The sequence below is a fragment of the Salinivibrio proteolyticus genome (genome assembly GCF_001996165.1).
Classification (GTDB): Bacteria; Pseudomonadota; Gammaproteobacteria; order Enterobacterales; family Vibrionaceae; genus Salinivibrio; species Salinivibrio proteolyticus.
Map to the genome: position 1 here is coordinate 124,060 of NZ_MUFP01000006.1, position 16,672 is coordinate 140,731.

The 16,672-nt window shown below is 50.1% G+C and carries 17 protein-coding genes and 4 tRNA genes; 7 read left to right on the forward strand and 14 right to left on the reverse strand.

Translation table 11 applies throughout. The features are described from left to right. Positions 1 to 28: 28 nt before the first annotated feature. The 3 genes from BZJ19_RS17450 to BZJ19_RS06285 are packed head-to-tail and all read left to right on the forward strand — an operon-like array spanning position 29 to position 2,725. Positions 29 to 718 carry a methyl-accepting chemotaxis protein gene (locus tag BZJ19_RS17450; RefSeq protein ID WP_420876433.1) on the forward strand — a complete coding sequence of 230 codons (690 nt, stop codon included), beginning with the start codon at positions 29 to 31 and terminating at the stop codon, positions 716 to 718. 8 nt (positions 719 to 726) lie between these two features. Then, positions 727 to 1,026: an STAS domain-containing protein gene (locus tag BZJ19_RS06280; RefSeq protein WP_077674993.1), complete on the forward strand. Its 300-nt coding sequence runs from the start codon at positions 727 to 729 to the stop codon at positions 1,024 to 1,026. A gap of 7 nt (positions 1,027 to 1,033) precedes the next feature. Next, entirely contained in the window at positions 1,034 to 2,725 is a 1,692-nt protein-coding gene (locus tag BZJ19_RS06285) for an ATP-binding SpoIIE family protein phosphatase (RefSeq protein ID WP_077674994.1), read from the forward strand. Between the two features lie 103 nt (positions 2,726 to 2,828). Here the strand turns inward: BZJ19_RS06285 and BZJ19_RS06290 are convergent. The 7 genes from BZJ19_RS06290 to mutY all read right to left on the reverse strand — a co-directional run bounded on the left by BZJ19_RS06290 (position 2,829) and on the right by mutY (position 5,923). Then, a tRNA-Asn gene (locus BZJ19_RS06290) sits at positions 2,829 to 2,904 on the reverse strand. 4 nt (positions 2,905 to 2,908) lie between these two features. Beyond that, a tRNA-Phe gene (locus BZJ19_RS06295) sits at positions 2,909 to 2,984 on the reverse strand. Positions 2,985 to 2,986: 2 nt separating this feature from the next. Then, positions 2,987 to 3,062, reverse strand: a tRNA-Thr gene (locus BZJ19_RS06300). A 45-nt stretch (positions 3,063 to 3,107) separates the two neighbouring features. Then, positions 3,108 to 3,183 (reverse strand) — tRNA-Phe (locus tag BZJ19_RS06305). A gap of 136 nt (positions 3,184 to 3,319) precedes the next feature. After that, positions 3,320 to 4,462: a membrane-bound lytic murein transglycosylase MltC gene (gene mltC / locus BZJ19_RS06310; RefSeq protein WP_077674995.1), complete on the reverse strand. Its 1,143-nt coding sequence runs from the start codon at positions 4,460 to 4,462 to the stop codon at positions 3,320 to 3,322. A gap of 97 nt (positions 4,463 to 4,559) precedes the next feature. After that, on the reverse strand, positions 4,560 to 4,838 hold the full coding sequence (locus tag BZJ19_RS06315; protein ID WP_077674996.1) for an oxidative damage protection protein: 279 nt from the start codon (positions 4,836 to 4,838) through the stop codon (positions 4,560 to 4,562). Beyond that, positions 4,835 to 5,923, reverse strand: a complete 1,089-nt coding sequence (gene mutY / locus BZJ19_RS06320) for an A/G-specific adenine glycosylase (RefSeq protein ID WP_077674997.1) — start codon at positions 5,921 to 5,923, stop codon at positions 4,835 to 4,837. Before mutY ends, BZJ19_RS06315 begins: the two co-directional genes overlap by 4 nt. Before the next feature lie 206 nt (positions 5,924 to 6,129). Between mutY and trmB the strand changes: the two genes are divergently transcribed. Then, positions 6,130 to 6,846, forward strand: a complete 717-nt coding sequence (trmB, locus tag BZJ19_RS06325; protein ID WP_077478993.1) for a tRNA (guanosine(46)-N7)-methyltransferase TrmB — start codon at positions 6,130 to 6,132, stop codon at positions 6,844 to 6,846. A gap of 94 nt (positions 6,847 to 6,940) precedes the next feature. Further along, entirely contained in the window at positions 6,941 to 7,861 is a 921-nt protein-coding gene (gene glsB / locus BZJ19_RS06330; RefSeq protein WP_077662392.1) for a glutaminase B, read from the forward strand. Between the two features lie 115 nt (positions 7,862 to 7,976). On the opposite strand, the gene hemL is transcribed toward glsB, so the two are convergent. Beyond that, positions 7,977 to 9,269 (reverse strand): glutamate-1-semialdehyde 2,1-aminomutase, encoded by a 1,293-nt coding sequence (hemL, locus tag BZJ19_RS06335; protein WP_077674998.1) that lies wholly within the window; start codon positions 9,267 to 9,269, stop codon positions 7,977 to 7,979. 214 nt (positions 9,270 to 9,483) lie between these two features. Here hemL and erpA point away from each other — a divergent pair, with 214 nt between their 5' ends. Continuing rightward, positions 9,484 to 9,825, forward strand: a complete 342-nt coding sequence (gene erpA / locus BZJ19_RS06340) for an iron-sulfur cluster insertion protein ErpA (RefSeq protein ID WP_069588460.1) — start codon at positions 9,484 to 9,486, stop codon at positions 9,823 to 9,825. Positions 9,826 to 9,914: 89 nt separating this feature from the next. Here the strand turns inward: erpA and BZJ19_RS06345 are convergent, their stop codons facing one another. Continuing rightward, positions 9,915 to 11,240 carry a peptidoglycan DD-metalloendopeptidase family protein gene (locus tag BZJ19_RS06345; protein WP_077455306.1) on the reverse strand — a complete coding sequence of 442 codons (1,326 nt, stop codon included), beginning with the start codon at positions 11,238 to 11,240 and terminating at the stop codon, positions 9,915 to 9,917. Between the two features lie 244 nt (positions 11,241 to 11,484). On the opposite strand from BZJ19_RS06345, the gene tyrS reads away from it, so the two are divergent. Next, positions 11,485 to 12,672 carry a tyrosine--tRNA ligase gene (gene tyrS / locus BZJ19_RS06350; protein ID WP_077674999.1) on the forward strand — a complete coding sequence of 396 codons (1,188 nt, stop codon included), beginning with the start codon at positions 11,485 to 11,487 and terminating at the stop codon, positions 12,670 to 12,672. A 94-nt stretch (positions 12,673 to 12,766) separates the two neighbouring features. Here the strand turns inward: tyrS and BZJ19_RS06355 are convergent, their stop codons facing one another. The 5 genes from BZJ19_RS06355 to mtnN all read right to left on the reverse strand — a co-directional run bounded on the left by BZJ19_RS06355 (position 12,767) and on the right by mtnN (position 16,574). Continuing rightward, the gene (locus BZJ19_RS06355; RefSeq protein WP_077675000.1) at positions 12,767 to 13,327 is read right to left on the reverse strand and encodes a flavodoxin family protein; all 561 of its coding nucleotides are present in this window, start codon (positions 13,325 to 13,327) and stop codon (positions 12,767 to 12,769) included. Positions 13,328 to 13,401: 74 nt separating this feature from the next. Further along, the gene (locus BZJ19_RS06360; protein ID WP_077662391.1) at positions 13,402 to 14,013 is read right to left on the reverse strand and encodes a TRIC cation channel family protein; all 612 of its coding nucleotides are present in this window, start codon (positions 14,011 to 14,013) and stop codon (positions 13,402 to 13,404) included. A gap of 20 nt (positions 14,014 to 14,033) precedes the next feature. Then, the gene (gene btuF, locus BZJ19_RS06365; protein ID WP_077675001.1) at positions 14,034 to 14,870 is read right to left on the reverse strand and encodes a vitamin B12 ABC transporter substrate-binding protein BtuF; all 837 of its coding nucleotides are present in this window, start codon (positions 14,868 to 14,870) and stop codon (positions 14,034 to 14,036) included. Positions 14,871 to 14,882: 12 nt separating this feature from the next. Further along, positions 14,883 to 15,845 carry a cobalamin biosynthesis protein gene (locus BZJ19_RS06370; protein WP_157891164.1) on the reverse strand — a complete coding sequence of 321 codons (963 nt, stop codon included), beginning with the start codon at positions 15,843 to 15,845 and terminating at the stop codon, positions 14,883 to 14,885. Positions 15,846 to 15,881: 36 nt separating this feature from the next. Then, entirely contained in the window at positions 15,882 to 16,574 is a 693-nt protein-coding gene (mtnN, locus tag BZJ19_RS06375) for a 5'-methylthioadenosine/S-adenosylhomocysteine nucleosidase (RefSeq protein WP_077675003.1), read from the reverse strand. Between the last annotated feature and the right edge of the window lie 98 nt (positions 16,575 to 16,672).

Sequence of the window (16,672 nt, forward strand, 5' to 3'; positions counted from 1 at the left end):
ACGTGCGATTGATGCTTACATCGACATTATGGTCAAGGTCAGTGATAAAAGCGTGTCGTCGATTTACACCATTGAAGAAATGTCGAGCAAACTCAATGAGGTGTTTGAGCTGTTGGATGACGTTCAAGCCATGTCCGATCAAACCAACTTGCTCGCATTGAACGCAGCCATTGAAGCGGCGCGCGCCGGCGAAAATGGACGCAGCTTTGCGGTCGTTGCCCAAGAGGTTCGCTCACTCGCGATTAAGGCGACAGATCTTAATACTGAAATCCACAAGCATATCGATCTCGCCCAAGAAAGTGTCGATAAAACCAAACATACCGTGGGTGAAATCGCCTCGTTAGATATGACTGAATCGATTCGTTCGAAAGAATACATTGACTCATTACTCGAAGGAGTGAAGTCGGTCAACGACAAGGTCGGCCAAGAAATAGAGAGAGTATCCATGTTGGGGGAGCAGGTTCAGCAAGAAATCGGCTCGTGCATTAAGAACCTTCAATTTGCCGACATTATCACGCAACAAGGCGGGCACATACTCGACAACCTGCATATTTTGGAAGAGTTAAACGCATTGATCATTGAAACCATGTCGGAAAAGGATATCGACTGGCATGCGTTAAATGAAAAGGTCAATGAAATTGAAGAAAAAGCAGGCTCTGCCAAACGCGCACCTGCTAAACAGCAATCCCTCGATGAGGGTGAAATAGAATTATTTTAGAGGTGCCAATGAGAATTCGACGCGAAGATCAAGGTGATGGAAAACAAGTGATCTTGCATGTTAAAGGCGAGTTTAATTTTACCTTAGTGCAGGAGATTCGAGAGGCATACGCGGATCTTACAAGCCAAGAAGTCATTGTTGACCTCCGAGAAGCAACCTATATGGATAGTGCGGGGCTCGGCATTCTATTGAACATGCAAGATTATCTAAATAAATGTGATGGTTCGATTCGGCTAATCAACTGTCCGGATGCGATTAAGCGTGTGTTGTTTATCGCCAAATTTGAGAAAAAATTCAAAATAGAGTGAGTCGCCTATGAACGTGTTGGTGGTCGATGATGAGCCGGCGTTGGTGCACTATATTGCAGCAGCCTTAAAGGACGAAGCTGACAATATCAGCATGGCGATGAATGGTAGCGAGGCGCTTCAATTGTTGGAGTCGATCTCGCCGGAAATGTTTCCAGACTTGATCATCTCCGATGTCAACATGCCTAAAATTGATGGTTTTAAAATGGCGCAGGAAATACGCAGGCGTTTCCCGCAGAAATTGCTACCTATCGTATTTTTAACCGGCATTGATGACCAAGGTATTTATGCCAATTGCATGCAATACGGTGATGACTTTCTCAGTAAGCCGGTGGATGTCGCGACGCTGATCGTTAAAGTCCGGACTCACTTTCGTCATACCTGTCTGTTTCGTGAGGTGACTTTTCAGCGAGATCAGCTCAAACAGTTCCAAGAAACGACAGTTTATGAACATGCGATGGCAAGCCAAATTTTTGAGCGGTTGATGTCATTTAGCTTATCGGGTGTACCTGGGATTAATAGTTACTCAGGCTCATTCAGCCTGTTTAATGGCGATGTCACCATGATATTGCCAAGGCCTCTGGGTGGGCTATATATCCTGATTGCCGATGCTACAGGGCATGGACTTCCGGCCGCAATAAGCACTATTCCAGCAGTGAAAACATTTATCACAACCGCTAATCGAGGGTTACCGGTGGGCGATATTGCCAGTGAAATAAACGCACACCTACGAAACTTTATGCCGGTTGGCACTATGCTAGCAGGCTCTATACTCGAAGTGATGCCGGATGGGTTAACTGTGAATGTATGGAGTGGTGGGATGCCGGATGCTTACAGCCTTGATCAATATGGGCAAGTATTAGAAACCCATCAAGGTAGACACATGGCGCTAGGGGCGCAAGATAGAGCGAGCTTTGATGCGACTGTTACACGGTTACAGTTCAGAGAAGGACAGCGTTTATTCTTGGCCACAGATGGTGTGATTGAAGCAAGAAACCAGTCTGATAAGCAGCTGTCTGAAATTGGACTTATTCGTGCGCTAAGTGGTTGTCAGGGAAGCTTAATTGAGCAAGTAAAGCGCACACTTTCAGCCTTTGCAGGGGATGCTGGCGTTACTGATGATATTTCCATGTTAGAGCTTTCCTTTCCAATCGTTTGTCCAGAAAAGGAAGAGAATACAGTTTCACTGCAACCTTATTCCATCGTCCCCTCCCGTACTCAAATTCGTTTTGATACCGAGTTGCTGAAAAAAGCAGATTTAATCGCTGATTTGAGGGGACGGGTCAAAGGGATCGTTGGGGAGAGTACCGACCTTGACTTAATTTGTACGGTGGCGTCTGAGCTTATTACCAATGCGCTTGACTATGGCATATTGGAACTGCGTTCTGTCTCGAAAAACGATGTGGATGGCTTCTTTAACTACTATCTATCACGGCAAGAAAAGCTCGATGCGTTAAGTGGTGAGCATTATATTGAGTTAGAGTTAGATTTTCAGCCCAAGGCGCATCGTTTCAAGTTAAAGCTCGCTCACTCAGGGAAAGGGTTCGATCATGAGCGTCAAATCCGAGAAACCAACCATGATGCGGAGAGCTTGTCCGGAAGAGGGATTACGCTGATTAAATCGATATGCGAGCAGTTTAGCTACAGTGATCAAGGCCGAGCCGTTGAAGCGGTTTTTAAGCTTAACAATGGACAAGCGTAACGAATAGAGCTGATGCTGGAGTGGGGCGCCTAGCCCAGTGACATATTTGGCACTAGCCAAACAAAAAAAACGCCAACCTTTCGGCTAGCGTTTTCTTTAAAAGTGGCTCCCCCAACTGGACTCGAACCAGTGACATACGGATTAACAGTCCGCCGTTCTACCAACTGAACTATGGGGGAATAATGGTGCCTCGAGGCGGAATCGAACCACCGACACGGGGATTTTCAATCCCCTGCTCTACCAACTGAGCTATCGAGGCAATGGTGCCGGCTGCCGGAGTCGAACTGGCGACCTACTGATTACAAGTCAGTTGCTCTACCAACTGAGCTAAGCCGGCACACAAATCGCGAAATATTGTGTGTCACACCATTATTTCATTATATGGTGCCCGGAGGCGGAATCGAACCACCGACACGGGGATTTTCAATCCCCTGCTCTACCGACTGAGCTATCCGGGCCAACGGGGCGCTATTAAACGGATTTTCCGCCTCACCGTCAACTGTTTTTTTGAAAAAAGTGCGCCAATCGTGTCGTTTGGATAAAAAGGCAGCGAAATGCCATAAAAGTGCACAATTTTCAGGGTTTCACGAGGTATTATTGGGGTAAGTTCGCAAACTCTTTTTGGTAACGCGTTACCTTTTGTAGGTAGCGCCGAGACTCCGAAGAAGGGTGGCGATGGGTGAGCGCCCAAAACACCTGATTAGGTTTTAGGCTATTTAAGTCTCGCATGGCACGATCACGATTGCGGTCAAAGGTTCGTAGCACATTTCCCGTCCCACCGTTGTAGGCGGAAATCATACTGTAGTGCAAAGAGAGTGGATCGCGTACGGCTTTAAGATACCGGTTTTTAAGAATGTAGAAATACGCAGTGCCAGTATCAATATTTTTCTCTGGATCAAAAAGGTATTGCGGGGTGGGCTGGCCACGACGCTTTTTCACCAATTTAAAAACATCTCGTCCTGCGGTTTTGGGGACAACTTGCATTAGCCCGTAAGCATTCGCCCAGCTTACCGCATAGGGGTTGAAGCTGCTTTCCGTTTTGATAATCGCATAGATAAGCTGTTCTGAAATATCATAGCGCTTGGCGGCACGACGGACGATATCAGCATACTGATAACTTCGCTTCGCGACGTGGTCACTTACCATGGGGATGGTGACGTAATACATATTCTGAAAACGGACTTGTTTTTTCTTCAGACGGTGGTCGAGTAAGTATTCGGCAAAGCGATTTGCGCGCCACTGCCAGCTAATGGCTTTACCTTCGTGGTCCACCACTTGTCCTTCCAAAAAGGGGCGACCTTCAAGTGGCACCTCAGCCGCCGAGTAGAGATCGACAGAAGCTGGGTCTTGAGGTGTTAGCAGAGTGGTGATAATGGCCTGTTTTAAATGCGATTTTGGATTATCTGTGGCGACGGTTTCAACTTGAATAACACCGCGTTCAAAATCAATCCGAGCCCGACTTTTATAGTTATCTGTGTATTTAACGTAGTCACGTTTGCCAGACACAAAGACTTGATTCTCACCCCAGTGCACTTCAATGTTGCCAGTAAACTGACCGATTAATTGGTTGAGCGCGTCAATGTCTTTTTCAAATTGACCGGGGAGAGGGGCAAGATTTTTCGCAAATCGGTTGGTCGTTTTATAGCTGACGCCCACGTACTGCTCGACGCTTTCGCGGCTACAACCTGTGATCAGTAAACTTAGACAGCAAATCAGTAAACAGAGTAATCGCGTCATCTTTCATCGCGTTAGCATAAAAAAACACCCGCATTTAGCCTAACACAATGCGGGTGATTTGCAGTGATAACGCAACCTGCTTGTGGGGCAGCGCGTATTATTGGTTGTCTTCCGGTGGCACGTAACCATCGATCTGCACGTCTTGGCCTTCGAAAAGGAATTTCACCATCTCAGCCTCGATCAATTTACGGTGCTCGGGATCCATCATGTTGAGTTTTTTCTCATTGATGAGCATAGTTTGCTTTTTCTGCCACTCAGCCCACGCTTCTTTTGAGATGTTATCGTAAATACGCTTGCCCAGCTCACCGGGATAGAGTTGAAAATCAAGGCCATCAGCTTCTTTCTGGAGGCGTTGGCAAAATACGGTACGGCTCATAATCTAGGTTCCTCATTATCGCCTGTTTGGGGGCGTTGGCGTTCGTGATTAAGCAAGGTTAACAGCTTTTTCACTGGGGCCGCCAATCCAACTTTTGCGGGTTGTGACAAGTTATACCAAAGCCCTTGATTGGCTTCCATGATGATTTGAGGGCGTTGCGACACCGTGACACTGATCGGCACAATATCTAAGTGAAAGTGGCTAAAGGTATGGCGAAACGCGGTTAACACTTCGGTGCGTAGCGGCTCTAGGCCTTGTAACTTCTCTTGAATTGCTTGCTCGGCGTGTTGCTCGTCAGCTTGGGGTAAACACCATAGTCCCCCCCAAAGGCCACTGGGTGGGCGCTGCTCTAGCCAGATTTCGTCTTGATACTGAATCAGTAAAAAACTGGTTTGTTTTACGGGTAGCGTTTTTTTCGGTTTTTTTCCGGGAAAATCGAGTTGGCGTCCTTGCGCACGCGCTTCACATCGCTCTGCGACGGGGCAAAGTTCGCATTTCGGCTTGCTGCGGGTACAGATCATGGCGCCCATATCCATCATGGCTTGATTGTACTTATCCGTGTCTGTTGTGGGTGTCAGTGTTTCAGCCAACGCCCAAAGCTTGTTTTCAACCGGTTTTTTACCCGGCCATCCTTCGATGGCAAAGCAACGCGCGAGTGTGCGTTTTACATTGCCGTCGAGTATGGGATGTGGCTGTTTAAGCGATAGGGAAAGTACCGCACCTGCGGTGGAACGCCCCACTCCGGGTAAGGCCATCACGGCCTCTAAGGAGGTAGGAAAAACGCCGTCGTATTGCTCGGCAATTACCTTTGCGGCCTTGTGTAAGTTGCGTGCTCGCGCGTAGTAGCCAAGCCCTGTCCACAAATGGAGAACTTCGTCTTGATCTGCGTTCGCCAAGTCCGTCACGGTCGGGAAGCGCGCCATAAAGCGCTCAAAATAAGGAATAACCGTACTGACTTGTGTCTGCTGAAGCATGATTTCACTTAGCCAGACTTTATAAGGCGTTTTGTTTTGCTGCCACGGCAAGGTTTTACGCCCATATTGGTCGTACCATGCCAAGATGGCGTCTGAAAAGGATTGACTCACTGCGATCTCTCTTATTGTTTTGCTCACACGTGCACGGATGCAGGGCACAGGGTACACTAACAACAGGGATCACCAATAGGATCACTTGATCCCAACTTGCGCTGGCGTGAAAACTTTGCATAATGCGCAGTCCGTTTAGATTTCCAACAATCTTGGGTCTTGCGCGAACCATTGAGTCCCAATCACTGCATCACAGGCATACAATCATGACTGAAGTCACTAAAACCGAACTCACCGAGGATGGAAAAGTCATTCGCAAAATTCGCAGCTTTGTGCGTCGCGAAGGCCGGTTAACTAAAGGCCAAGAACAAGCGCTGAATGAATGCTGGCCAACCATGGGTATTGATTTTGATGCCACTGAATTGGATTGGCAGCAGGTGTTTGGCAATGACAATCCTGTGGTGTTAGAGATTGGCTTTGGTATGGGGGCGTCCTTGGTTGAAATGGCGAAAAACGCGCCAGAGAAAAACTTTATTGGCATTGAAGTACACACCCCGGGTGTGGGTGCATGCTTGATGGCGGCGCGTGAGGCCGGTGTGACTAACCTTCGTGTGATGTGCCATGATGCGGTGGAAGTGTTTGAACAAATGCTGCCGAAAGAAAGCTTGGATACGGTGCAACTCTTCTTCCCGGACCCGTGGCACAAAAAGCGTCACCATAAGCGCCGTATTGTTCAGCTCCCGTTTGCTGAAATGGTACGCGATAAGCTTAAAGTCGGTGGTGTGTTCCATATGGCAACGGACTGGGAAAACTATGCCGAGCATATGATTGAAGTGATGGAAGCTGCGCCACACTATCAAAATATCGCCGAAGAGGGGTATTATGTTCCGCGCCCTGACGATCGTCCGCTCACCAAATTTGAGCAACGAGGTCATCGGCTCGGTCATGGTGTGTGGGATATTAAGTACACACGCACGGCGTGATTGATTGACGCCTTGTTGGCGCCACTTTTCGATGCGCACTGAAAGCCAACCTTGGGTTGGCTTTTTTGTCCCAAGCTGTAAAGGGAGCAAGCAAGTGAAACCCAGTTCTCAATTATTATCTGACATCCTAGATGATGTGCGTCCGCTGATCGGCAAAGGCAAAGTTGCCGATTATATTCCCGCACTGGCTGATGTGCCGAATCACAAGCTAGGCATGGCGGTGTGTTACAACGACGGTGAGATTATTCGCGCCGGAGATGCGGATGAAGCCTTTTCGATTCAATCGATCTCCAAGGTGTTGAGCCTGACCCTTGCGATGCAAAATTACAAAGCGGATGAGATTTGGGCGCGTGTTGGCAAAGAGCCATCTGGACAAGCCTTTAATTCGCTTATTCAGCTTGAGATGGAACAAGGTATCCCGCGTAATCCATTTATAAATGCAGGGGCACTGGTGGTCAGTGACATGCTGCATACACGCCAATCGGCACCGCGCCAGCGGATGTTGGAGTTTGTTCGCGCACTCGCTGCAAACCCTCATATTTGCTACGACAAAGTGGTCGCGGACTCGGAAATGCAGCACAGTGATCGCAATGCCGCAATCGCCTATTTGATGCGAGCATTTGGCAATTTTGAAAACGAGGTCGTGCCGGTACTGACCAACTATTTTCACTATTGTGCGCTGAAAATGAGTTGTGTGGACTTGGCGAAAGCGTTTTTCTATCTTGCCAATCAGGGTAAGCCGTTGGGGCGGGCGCGCGCGATCCTCACCAAAACCCAGAGCAAACAATTGAATGCGCTACTGGCTACGTGTGGCTTGTATGATGGTGCGGGTGAATTCGCCTACCGTGTTGGGATGCCGGGCAAATCCGGCGTGGGCGGCGGCATTATTGCGGTCGTTCCCGGTGAAATGTCGATTGCAGTATGGTCGCCTGAGCTTGACCCTTCTGGCAACTCGTTGGCAGGAACGGCTGCCCTTGAGCTCTTATCAGCAAGAATTGGGCGCTCGATATTCTAGTGTTTGGCGATGATAAGGACTCATACCATCAGCGCAAGTGAAAAAAGCCCCGCGAGAACAGGCGGGGCTTTTTGATTGCGACTCAACCACAGATGTCATCCAAGGTTGCGCATGCTTATGCCTCAGCGGCTAGGGTAGCAAAGGCATGATCGGCCGCCGACAAGGTAGCGTCGATCTCTTTTTGCCCGTGCGCTAAGCACGTAAAGCAGGCTTCATAAGCGGACGGTGCAAGATAGACACCTTGCTCTAGCATTAAGTGGAAAAAGCGCTTAAAGCGTTCTGTATCACATTGCTGTACGTCTTTAAAACATGTGACCGTGTCGTTATCGGTGAAGAAGAAACCGAACATTGCACCGGCTTGGTTGGTGGTCAGTGCAATACCGTGTTTGTCCGCAAGGGCTTTAAAACCATCGGCCAGTTGCTTGGTGATACTGTCCAGATAATCATGGTTGCCTGGCTGACGCAATGCGCTGAGACAGGCGAGGCCCGCTGCCATAGCCACAGGGTTACCGGCAAGGGTACCGGCTTGATAGACTGGACCAGTCGGAGCGATATACTCCATCACATCACGACGACCACCAAACGCTCCCACAGGCATACCACCCCCGATGATTTTACCCAGTGTGGTGAGATCGGGTTTCACGCCGTAGTAGGCTTGAGCGCCACCGAGTGCCACACGAAAACCGGTCATCACCTCATCAAAGATCAGCAGAGCGCCGAACTCGTCGCACAGGGCGCGTAGTCCTTCTAAAAAGCCTGGCTGCGGCGGGACGCAGTTCATGTTACCTGATACAGGCTCAACGATGATGCATGCGATATCGTCTGGATAGGTTTCAAAGGTCTGACGGACAGAATCGAGGTCGTTGTAGGTACATGTCAGCGTGTGTTTCGCAAAGTCAGCAGGCACCCCCGGTGAGTTAGGCTCACCCAAGGTGAGAGCGCCAGAGCCTGCTTTAACCAACAGGCAGTCACCGTGACCGTGATAGTTCCCCTCAAACTTGATGAACTTATCCCGCTTGGTAAAGCCGCGAGCCAAACGAATCGCACTCATGGTCGCTTCTGTCCCTGAGTTGACCATGCGGACCATTTCCATCGACGGCACCAGCTCTGCCACTAATTCTGATAATGTGATTTCACTTTCTGTCGGGGCGCCAAAACTTAGGCCACGATGAGCGGCATCAATCACAGCCTCACGAATAGCAGCATGATTGTGACCCAAGATCATCGGACCCCATGAGCCGACGAAATCAATGTAGGCTTTACCGTCGGCATCGAAAATATAAGCGCCATCGGCGCGCTCCATAAAGACAGGGTCGCCGCCGACGCCGGCAAAAGCACGTACGGGAGAATTCACGCCACCTGGAATGGTGCGTCTTGCTTGTTGGAAAAGTTGTGCTGATTTGGTCATGACATATCCTGTTATGTAAGGCGTAAGCCTAAATTGCGTTGGGGCATTTTAACCAAAGATACGGATCACTGGCGAGATGGAGTATGATTTGATTGACCCCTGAGTGGCAATTTATACGTACTGATCACACCCTCGATCAATCGGGTAATACTTGAACACTTTACTCAGGTATTAGATAATTCAACGCTAAGCACGATGAGCATGTGAGGTAACAATGAGCGATGCACCTTTGCCGTTAGAGTTCTCAGAAGCAGCGGCGACTAAGGTTAAAACGCTGATTCAGGAAGAAGAAAATCCAAATCTGAAACTGCGTGTTTACATTACAGGTGGTGGCTGCAGCGGCTTTCAATATGGCTTTACCTTCGACGAAAACGTGAATGAAGGCGATATGGAAATCGAAAAAAGCGGCGTGAAGTTAGTGGTTGACCCCATGAGCTTACAATACCTAATGGGCGGTGTGGTGGACTATACCGAAGGGCTCGAAGGCTCACGTTTCTTTGTCAATAATCCGAATGCGACCACGACGTGTGGGTGTGGCGCATCCTTTAGCGTATAACGGGTTCTCGAGACGTTCATAGCGGATAGTTATTGACTATCAAACACAAACGGCGCCGACAGGCGCCGTTTGTGTTTATGTACCGCTGGTTACCCGCCGTTATTGGCGTGATAGCTGAGCGGCCCGACTGAGGCAAGCAGTTGATTAAACTTACTCAGCTGCGCCATGCGTGACTCGGCGAGGCGTACAAAGGCTTGTTTTTCTTGCCCTTGTAGTGATTTAGCTTCGGGTAATTGCACCGTACGCGGGTTTTTATGGACACCATTCACCAAAAACTCATAGTGCAGGTGCGCCCCTGTTACCCGGCCTGTAGCGCCCAAGGTGCCAATGATATCCCCTTGTTTGACCCGTTGACCGGTTTTCACTTTACGTTTAGTTAAGTGCAGATACTTGGTGATATAGGTTGAGCTGTGGCGGATAAACACATAGTTGCCATTAAAGCGGTTGTATGAGGCTTTCATGACCACGCCATCCCCCGCGGCTTTGATAGGGGTGCCAACCGGAGCGACATAATCCGTCCCCCGGTGCGGCTTTACGCGTCCTGTCACTGGGTGTAAGCGACGCGGGTTAAAGTTCGAACTGACATAACGGAAGTTCACAGGAGAGCGCAAGAAGGCTTTTTTCATCGCTTTGCCCGTGGGGGTGTAATACTTGCCATTCTTGGCACGTACTGCGGTGAATGTATCTCCTCGGTTGGTAAAGGTGGCAGCTAAGATGTTGCCACTCCCAATATGTTCACCTTCAACAAACTCTTCTTCATACAGTACAGAGAAGCTATCGCCTTCTCGAATATCGAGTGCAAAGTCTACGTCCCAGCCAAAAATCCCGGCAAGCTGCATAATCTGATTCGGATCTAACCCTGCATCGGTAGCGGCCTGCCAGAAATTTGATTTGATGGTAGCGCGGGCAAAGTTCAGTTGTGTATCAATGTTTTTTGTCTCGATGCGTGACTGATATTTGTCATCGACCTTGCTCACGATCAGGGTTTCATTGGTGCCGCGTGGCTGAATGAGTTGCACCAGTTCACCGCTTTCATCAACGCCCAAACGCACTTCATCTCCTGGCTTGAGATAGGCCAAGCTTTTGGTGCCTTCATCAGCGTTAACCAGACGATAGAGTGTGGTTGGACTCAAACCGGCGCGATTAAACAGCAAGGCCATGCTTTCACCATGCTGGACTTCATAACTTTGCCAGTTGATATGGCGTTTAAACTGCGCTGGCATTTCACCTTCAGGCGGCAGCAGAGAGACGGCATCGACGGGTAAGGGGTAATGTTTGCCAAGTTCAAAGTTAGGTTCAGGGCGTGGCGTGCTTGCGCCATCAGGGACAAGGATGAGTAATACCACGAAGGCGCTCAGTGCACCTATCGTGAGTTTATGTAATTTAGGTAAAGCTGCGAGTTTTTTTAACGGCATGAAAACTATGTTGAATCACTGCGAATACAAAATATGACAGTCAGATTCCCAATCGGTTTATTGGGGATGATGCCCTGATAATAATTTGACACGGTTAACACAAAGGCCACAAACATCTGTTGCCGGCAGCCACTGTGCACACCTTGCACACTGGCTATAAGTCTAACTGGTTTCAAAAACTGTCGCTATTCGAGTAGTATGTCGGTTTATCACATTTTTGCCTATTTTGTAGGAGCGAGAGACTATGGCGAGCCTGGAAGCCGCGCTAGCAGAACTAAAACGTGGCGTTGATGAAGTAATCCCTGAAGACGAGCTGGTTGCCAAGCTTAAAGAAGATCGTCCTCTGCGTATTAAATTGGGTGCAGATCCGACGGCACCGGATATCCACCTTGGGCACACAGTGATCCTAAATAAGCTGCGCGCGTTTCAGGAGCTCGGCCATGAAGTCATCTTCTTGATCGGAGACTATACCGGCATGGTCGGTGATCCGAGTGGTAAAAACACTACCCGTCCACCGTTGACGCGTGAGCAAGTGTTGCAAAACGCAGAAACCTACAAAGAGCAAGTGTTTAAAATTCTCGATCCGGCTAAAACCCGCATTGAGTTCAACTCGACGTGGCTTGGTGAGTTGGGCACTGATGGCATGATCCGCCTTGCGGCAAGCTCAACCGTGGCCCGTATGCTGGAGCGTGATGATTTTAAAAAGCGTTACAGCAGCAACCAGCCAATTGCGATCCACGAATTTATCTATCCGCTGCTACAAGGGCATGACTCTGTCGCGTTGGAAGCGGACGTAGAGCTGGGCGGAACGGATCAGAAGTTCAACCTGCTGATGGGACGTGAGCTACAAAAGCAAGCCGGACAGAAACCGCAAGTTGTTATGACCATGCCGCTGTTGGTGGGGCTGGATGGCGTGAAGAAAATGTCCAAATCCGCCCATAACTACATCGGTGTGAGCGAACGTCCGGATGATATGTTCGGTAAGATCATGTCTATCTCTGACGATTTGATGTGGGATTACTACGAGCTGTTGTCATTCCGTCCTCTCGAGGAAGTGACTCAGTTCAAGAAAGATGTCGAAGCGGGCAAAAACCCACGTGACATTAAAATCTTGCTAGCGAAAGAGATCATCGCGCGTTTCCACTCAGACGCGGATGCGGATGCGGCCGAGCATACCTTTATCAATCGTTTCCAAAAAGGGGCGATGCCTGACGAGATGCCAAGCTTTAGCTTTGAGCAAGGCATTGCGATTGGTAACCTTTTGAAAGATGCCGGTTTGGTCAGCTCAACCTCAGATGCGCTGCGTATGATCCGCCAAGGCGCGGTGAAAATTGACGGCGAAAAAGTCGAAGACACTAAGCTGGTGCCAGCGGCGGGCGAAGCCGTTTACCAAGTGGGTAAACGTAAGTTTGCTCGGGTGACGCTCGGCTAATTATTGGTTGAATCGACAAGCCCTCGCTATGTATGCGAGGGCTTTTTTATGCCTGCATGATCCTGATGCGTATCATGCTCGGTGTGAGGCGCGATTAAGTGTGCCACACCCCTTTCAAGGCGCGAACCATGTGTTGGCCCAGATAGAAGGCGGTTTGTAAGCAGGCTTCACTCAGTCCTTCTCCGGTTTCATGGGCGGTGACGCCATGCGTCGTGCCGGTTGGGTTGATGTTCTCGACCCCGATATTGGCACGACCTAAGCTAAGCCATAGCATATCGTGTTGACTGGCTAACGTTTGGAAGTAGTTGAGGGTCGCTGATTGCTCTCCTCCCGTTTGGCTTCCTACCGTAAACCCGGCAGCTAGCTTACCACGCCAATCTTGCTGCTCCCACGTTGGGCTGGATGCATCGGCAAACGCTTTAAATTGTGCGCTTGGCCCGCCCATGTAGGTGGGTGCACCAAAAATAATCGCATCCACATCTTTAAGCTGAGTAAAGACCTTTTGGTCGATAAAACGGCCATGTTCAATCACATCAGGCTCAATACGATAGACGAGGGGATCGGCATCGCCAGCTTGGATCCCTTCTGCAATCGTGGTGGCGAGTGCGTGTGTGTGGTCACTGACCGAATGATAAATGATCGCGATACGTAACATTGTGGCTCCTTGCTGGTGGCTGTCTAACAGTCCTTAGGGTAGAGGCGCGAACTTTCAACCCCAATCTTTTATGCTTAACGATCAAGGGCAAAGGGTGGCAAGGATAAATGCCAGCGAATCGCCGCTAAGCGGATCAGCAAGGTGGTGACCATGCCTGCAATTGATGCGGTGACGGCATCTGGACCCACTTCAACCGCGAGTGTATGAACGATCCCGCCGGCAATACATGCGGTGGCATAGACCTCGGTTCTCAGTACCATGGGCACTTCTCTGGCCAACACATCACGAATAATGCCGCCCCCACACGCGGTAATAACGCCCATGATCACCGCGACCAGTGGTGAAGTCCCATAGCTTAACGCTTTATCGACACCGATGCCGACGAAGACGGCTAAACCGACGGCGTCGGCGCAGGGTAATACGTACCAAGGGAGTCGGCGGGGGTGGCGAATAAGCAGCATGGTGGCAACACAGGTGGCAAGGATCACCCAAATATATAGTGTGTCACTGATCCAAAACACGGGCGTTGCTCCCATCGCCATATCGCGTACCGTTCCGCCCCCAATCGCGGTGGCGCAGGCAAGGACCACGACGCCAAAAGGGTCCATCCGTAAACGGCCAGCCATGAGTACACCAGAGATGGCAAATACTGCGGTGCCAAATAAATCAAATAAATACAAAATCATGGTTTGGGTCATCATGGGTCCTAGGTTGCGCGGCGCACCGTATCAAGTGCCTCACAGATTTGGGTTGCAGCCTGCAACGCACGGGGCGTTGCTCGTGTTAGCCAGTCTGGGTTTAATTGAAACGCATAGTGCTGAGCAAGGCTGGGGAGTAAGTCTTTCATACTTTGCCAGCTGGCAGGCAGTTCACCACCGGTATAAAACACCGTGTGCGGTTTGCGGGTGATCACTTGCTCCATATTCACTTGCGGATAAGCCGCGGGGCTATCGGCAAAAATGTTTTCGCCGCCACATAGCCTAAAAAGCTGGCTTGGCCAAGCTTGATCACTGGCTGTCATCAGTGGCGCGCCACTTAATAAATAAAAGTAAGGTACCGACGTCGCATCTTGATAGCGAGTATGCAGTGCATGCAGTTTTTGGTCGAAAGCGGCTGCATTTTTCTTCGCGATTTCGGGGTGGCGGCCATAACGGCCTAGTTCGCGAATAAAGCGGCTGATGTCGTCGAGTTTTTCGACATCAAGATAGCGGATTTCAATGCCCAGTTGCGCCAATGTTTCCAGTGGTTTAGGTGGGTTGCCGCCACGCCACGCCAAGATTAAGTCGGGTTTAAGCGCCACAATACGCTCCAGTTTGATGCCCCGATAGTTCGATACGCGTTCCAGCGTTTTTGCCTCCTCGGGATAATCACTGTACGCGCTGGCGGCGACGAGTTGTTCACCGAGGCCTGCAGCGTAAGCGAGCTCAGTGGCATGAGGCGCCAGACTGATCACACGATGTGGGGCAGGGTGTGCATAAGCGGCCGTGGTAAAGAGAAAAGCGGCAACCAAAAGTCCGGCGCCGCGAGGAGAGAGACCGAGCATGTTTTTTAATCCTTACACGATGAGCAAGCATAATGCGCTAAAGGCGATCCAAATGAGCATGCTCACTCTGAGTTTTTGACGTAATAACAAAAGGTGGTAGCACGCCGGTGTCACGCCACTGCCGATTTTTGTGCGCAATGTTTTGGTGCCTTGATAAATGGCAGGGCCTCCGAGGGAGAGCTGAAAGCGGCTACTGGCGCAGGCCAATAGCCAGCCCGGCCCCGGCGTGCGCCAGCGCTGTCCCTGTTGCCAACACGCTTTAAGGTGCGTGAATGGGGAACGACCCAGTGCGAACAAGAGGGTAAATAGACGCATAGGAACGTAATCGAGCCCGTTGAGAAGGCGTGCGACCGCTAAGCCAAATGGGTAGAAGGTGAGACGGCTTGGCGACCACACGCGCGCAAGACGGACTAAGCTGGCATACAGCAGGGCGCCGACACCACCAAACAGCACAAAATAAAAAATCACACAGGCGCCATGACGTGCGGTGCCAAGCAATAGCGTTTCTGCGCCTGCCTTACCCAGACCGACAATCGACAAGGACTCAGTTTCTCGGTTGACGCGGTTAGCCAAAAGTGCGCGTGCTGTCCCTTTGTCGTGTTGTTCAATGGCATCGGCAAATGCTTGGGAAAACGTATCAATATTGCGCCAATCGAGGGCAAGCCACAGCAGTAGCGCATCAAATAAAGGGCGAAACCAGACCAGCTCTCGAGTGGCAATCAGCAAGATCGCCAGCGTGCCACACATGAGTGCCAGTGCCAGCCCCCCTGCGAGCTTTCTCTGCCGCTTCGGGTCGGTCGGTTGGTTGACTTGGTCGGCTAAAATTAGCGCGTACTGTTGCCAGTATTGAAACGGAGAATAATTGGCGGATAAGGGGAGTAACCAATGGATTAATAGCGCCAACCACAGCGCCCAGAAGCTTGGGTGGTTGGCAGCCATAGTTAGCCAATATTGCGGGTTAAGCAGTGCGTCCATAATGGCAAGGATCATCCATGATAAGCGTTCGAAGGGTTAGTCGAAAAGCGCAACCATTTTTTCAACCATGGCGGACGAGCTTTTCGCAGCCAGCGGCAAAAACTCTTCAAACGTCATCGGTGATTCTTTTTCTGCCACCACATCAGAGATGGCGCGCACGACCACAAATGGGATCTTAAACTGGGCGCACACTTGTGCAATCGCTGCCGCTTCCATCTCTGCCGCTACAGCTTTAGGGAAGTGGGTGCGAATGTGCTGACGGTGTACATCGGTGTGCACAAAGGTATCCGCGGTGCAGATTAACCCGCGTACCACGTGTGTCTCGTCATCAATGGCTTTCTCGGCCAGTGCCATCAGTGCGTCGTCGGAGTCAAAGTGAGCCGGTTGCTGAGGAACTTGACCCATCTGGTAGCCAAATGCGGTTGCATCCGCGTCGTGGTAACACACTTGCGAGGAAATAACCACGTCACCGAGGTTTAATGAGGGTTCAAAAGCGCCGGCTGATCCGGTGTTAATCACGCAATCTGGCTTAAACTGTGACAGTAACAAGGTGGTGCCGACCGCTGCCGATACTTTACCAATGCCTGATTGGAGCAATACCACATCACGGCCCTGCAGTGTGCCRGTGTAGAAGGTGCAGCCTCCTTCGTGATGAGTGGTAAGGTTCGCGAGCTTATCACGCAGCAGGGTAATTTCCTGCTCCATAGCGCCAATAATGCCGATTTTCATCTTGATGATCCTGTTAGCACATAGAATGGGGTTAGTGTACATGAGGCAATAAAAAAGTGCCTCCTTTGAGGCACTTCTATTCAGTCGGGATGGGAGAA

What these genes read in the sequence shown, in the direction of transcription:
- BZJ19_RS17450 (WP_420876433.1), top strand. Translation starts at nt 29, where the DNA reads ATGGTCAAGGTCAGTGATAAAAGCGTGTCGTCGATTTACACCATTGAA.
- BZJ19_RS06280 (WP_077674993.1), top strand. Translation starts at nt 727, where the DNA reads ATGAGAATTCGACGCGAAGATCAAGGTGATGGAAAACAAGTGATCTTG.
- BZJ19_RS06285 (WP_077674994.1), top strand. Translation starts at nt 1,034, where the DNA reads ATGAACGTGTTGGTGGTCGATGATGAGCCGGCGTTGGTGCACTATATT.
- mltC (WP_077674995.1), bottom strand. Translation starts at nt 4,462, where the DNA reads ATGACGCGATTACTCTGTTTACTGATTTGCTGTCTAAGTTTACTGATC.
- BZJ19_RS06315 (WP_077674996.1), bottom strand. Translation starts at nt 4,838, where the DNA reads ATGAGCCGTACCGTATTTTGCCAACGCCTCCAGAAAGAAGCTGATGGC.
- trmB (WP_077478993.1), top strand. Translation starts at nt 6,130, where the DNA reads ATGACTGAAGTCACTAAAACCGAACTCACCGAGGATGGAAAAGTCATT.
- hemL (WP_077674998.1), bottom strand. Translation starts at nt 9,269, where the DNA reads ATGACCAAATCAGCACAACTTTTCCAACAAGCAAGACGCACCATTCCA.
- erpA (WP_069588460.1), top strand. Translation starts at nt 9,484, where the DNA reads ATGAGCGATGCACCTTTGCCGTTAGAGTTCTCAGAAGCAGCGGCGACT.
- BZJ19_RS06345 (WP_077455306.1), bottom strand. Translation starts at nt 11,240, where the DNA reads ATGCCGTTAAAAAAACTCGCAGCTTTACCTAAATTACATAAACTCACG.
- tyrS (WP_077674999.1), top strand. Translation starts at nt 11,485, where the DNA reads ATGGCGAGCCTGGAAGCCGCGCTAGCAGAACTAAAACGTGGCGTTGAT.
- BZJ19_RS06355 (WP_077675000.1), bottom strand. Translation starts at nt 13,327, where the DNA reads ATGTTACGTATCGCGATCATTTATCATTCGGTCAGTGACCACACACAC.
- BZJ19_RS06360 (WP_077662391.1), bottom strand. Translation starts at nt 14,013, where the DNA reads ATGATTTTGTATTTATTTGATTTATTTGGCACCGCAGTATTTGCCATC.
- btuF (WP_077675001.1), bottom strand. Translation starts at nt 14,870, where the DNA reads ATGCTCGGTCTCTCTCCTCGCGGCGCCGGACTTTTGGTTGCCGCTTTT.
- BZJ19_RS06370 (WP_157891164.1), bottom strand. Translation starts at nt 15,845, where the DNA reads ATGGACGCACTGCTTAACCCGCAATATTGGCTAACTATGGCTGCCAAC.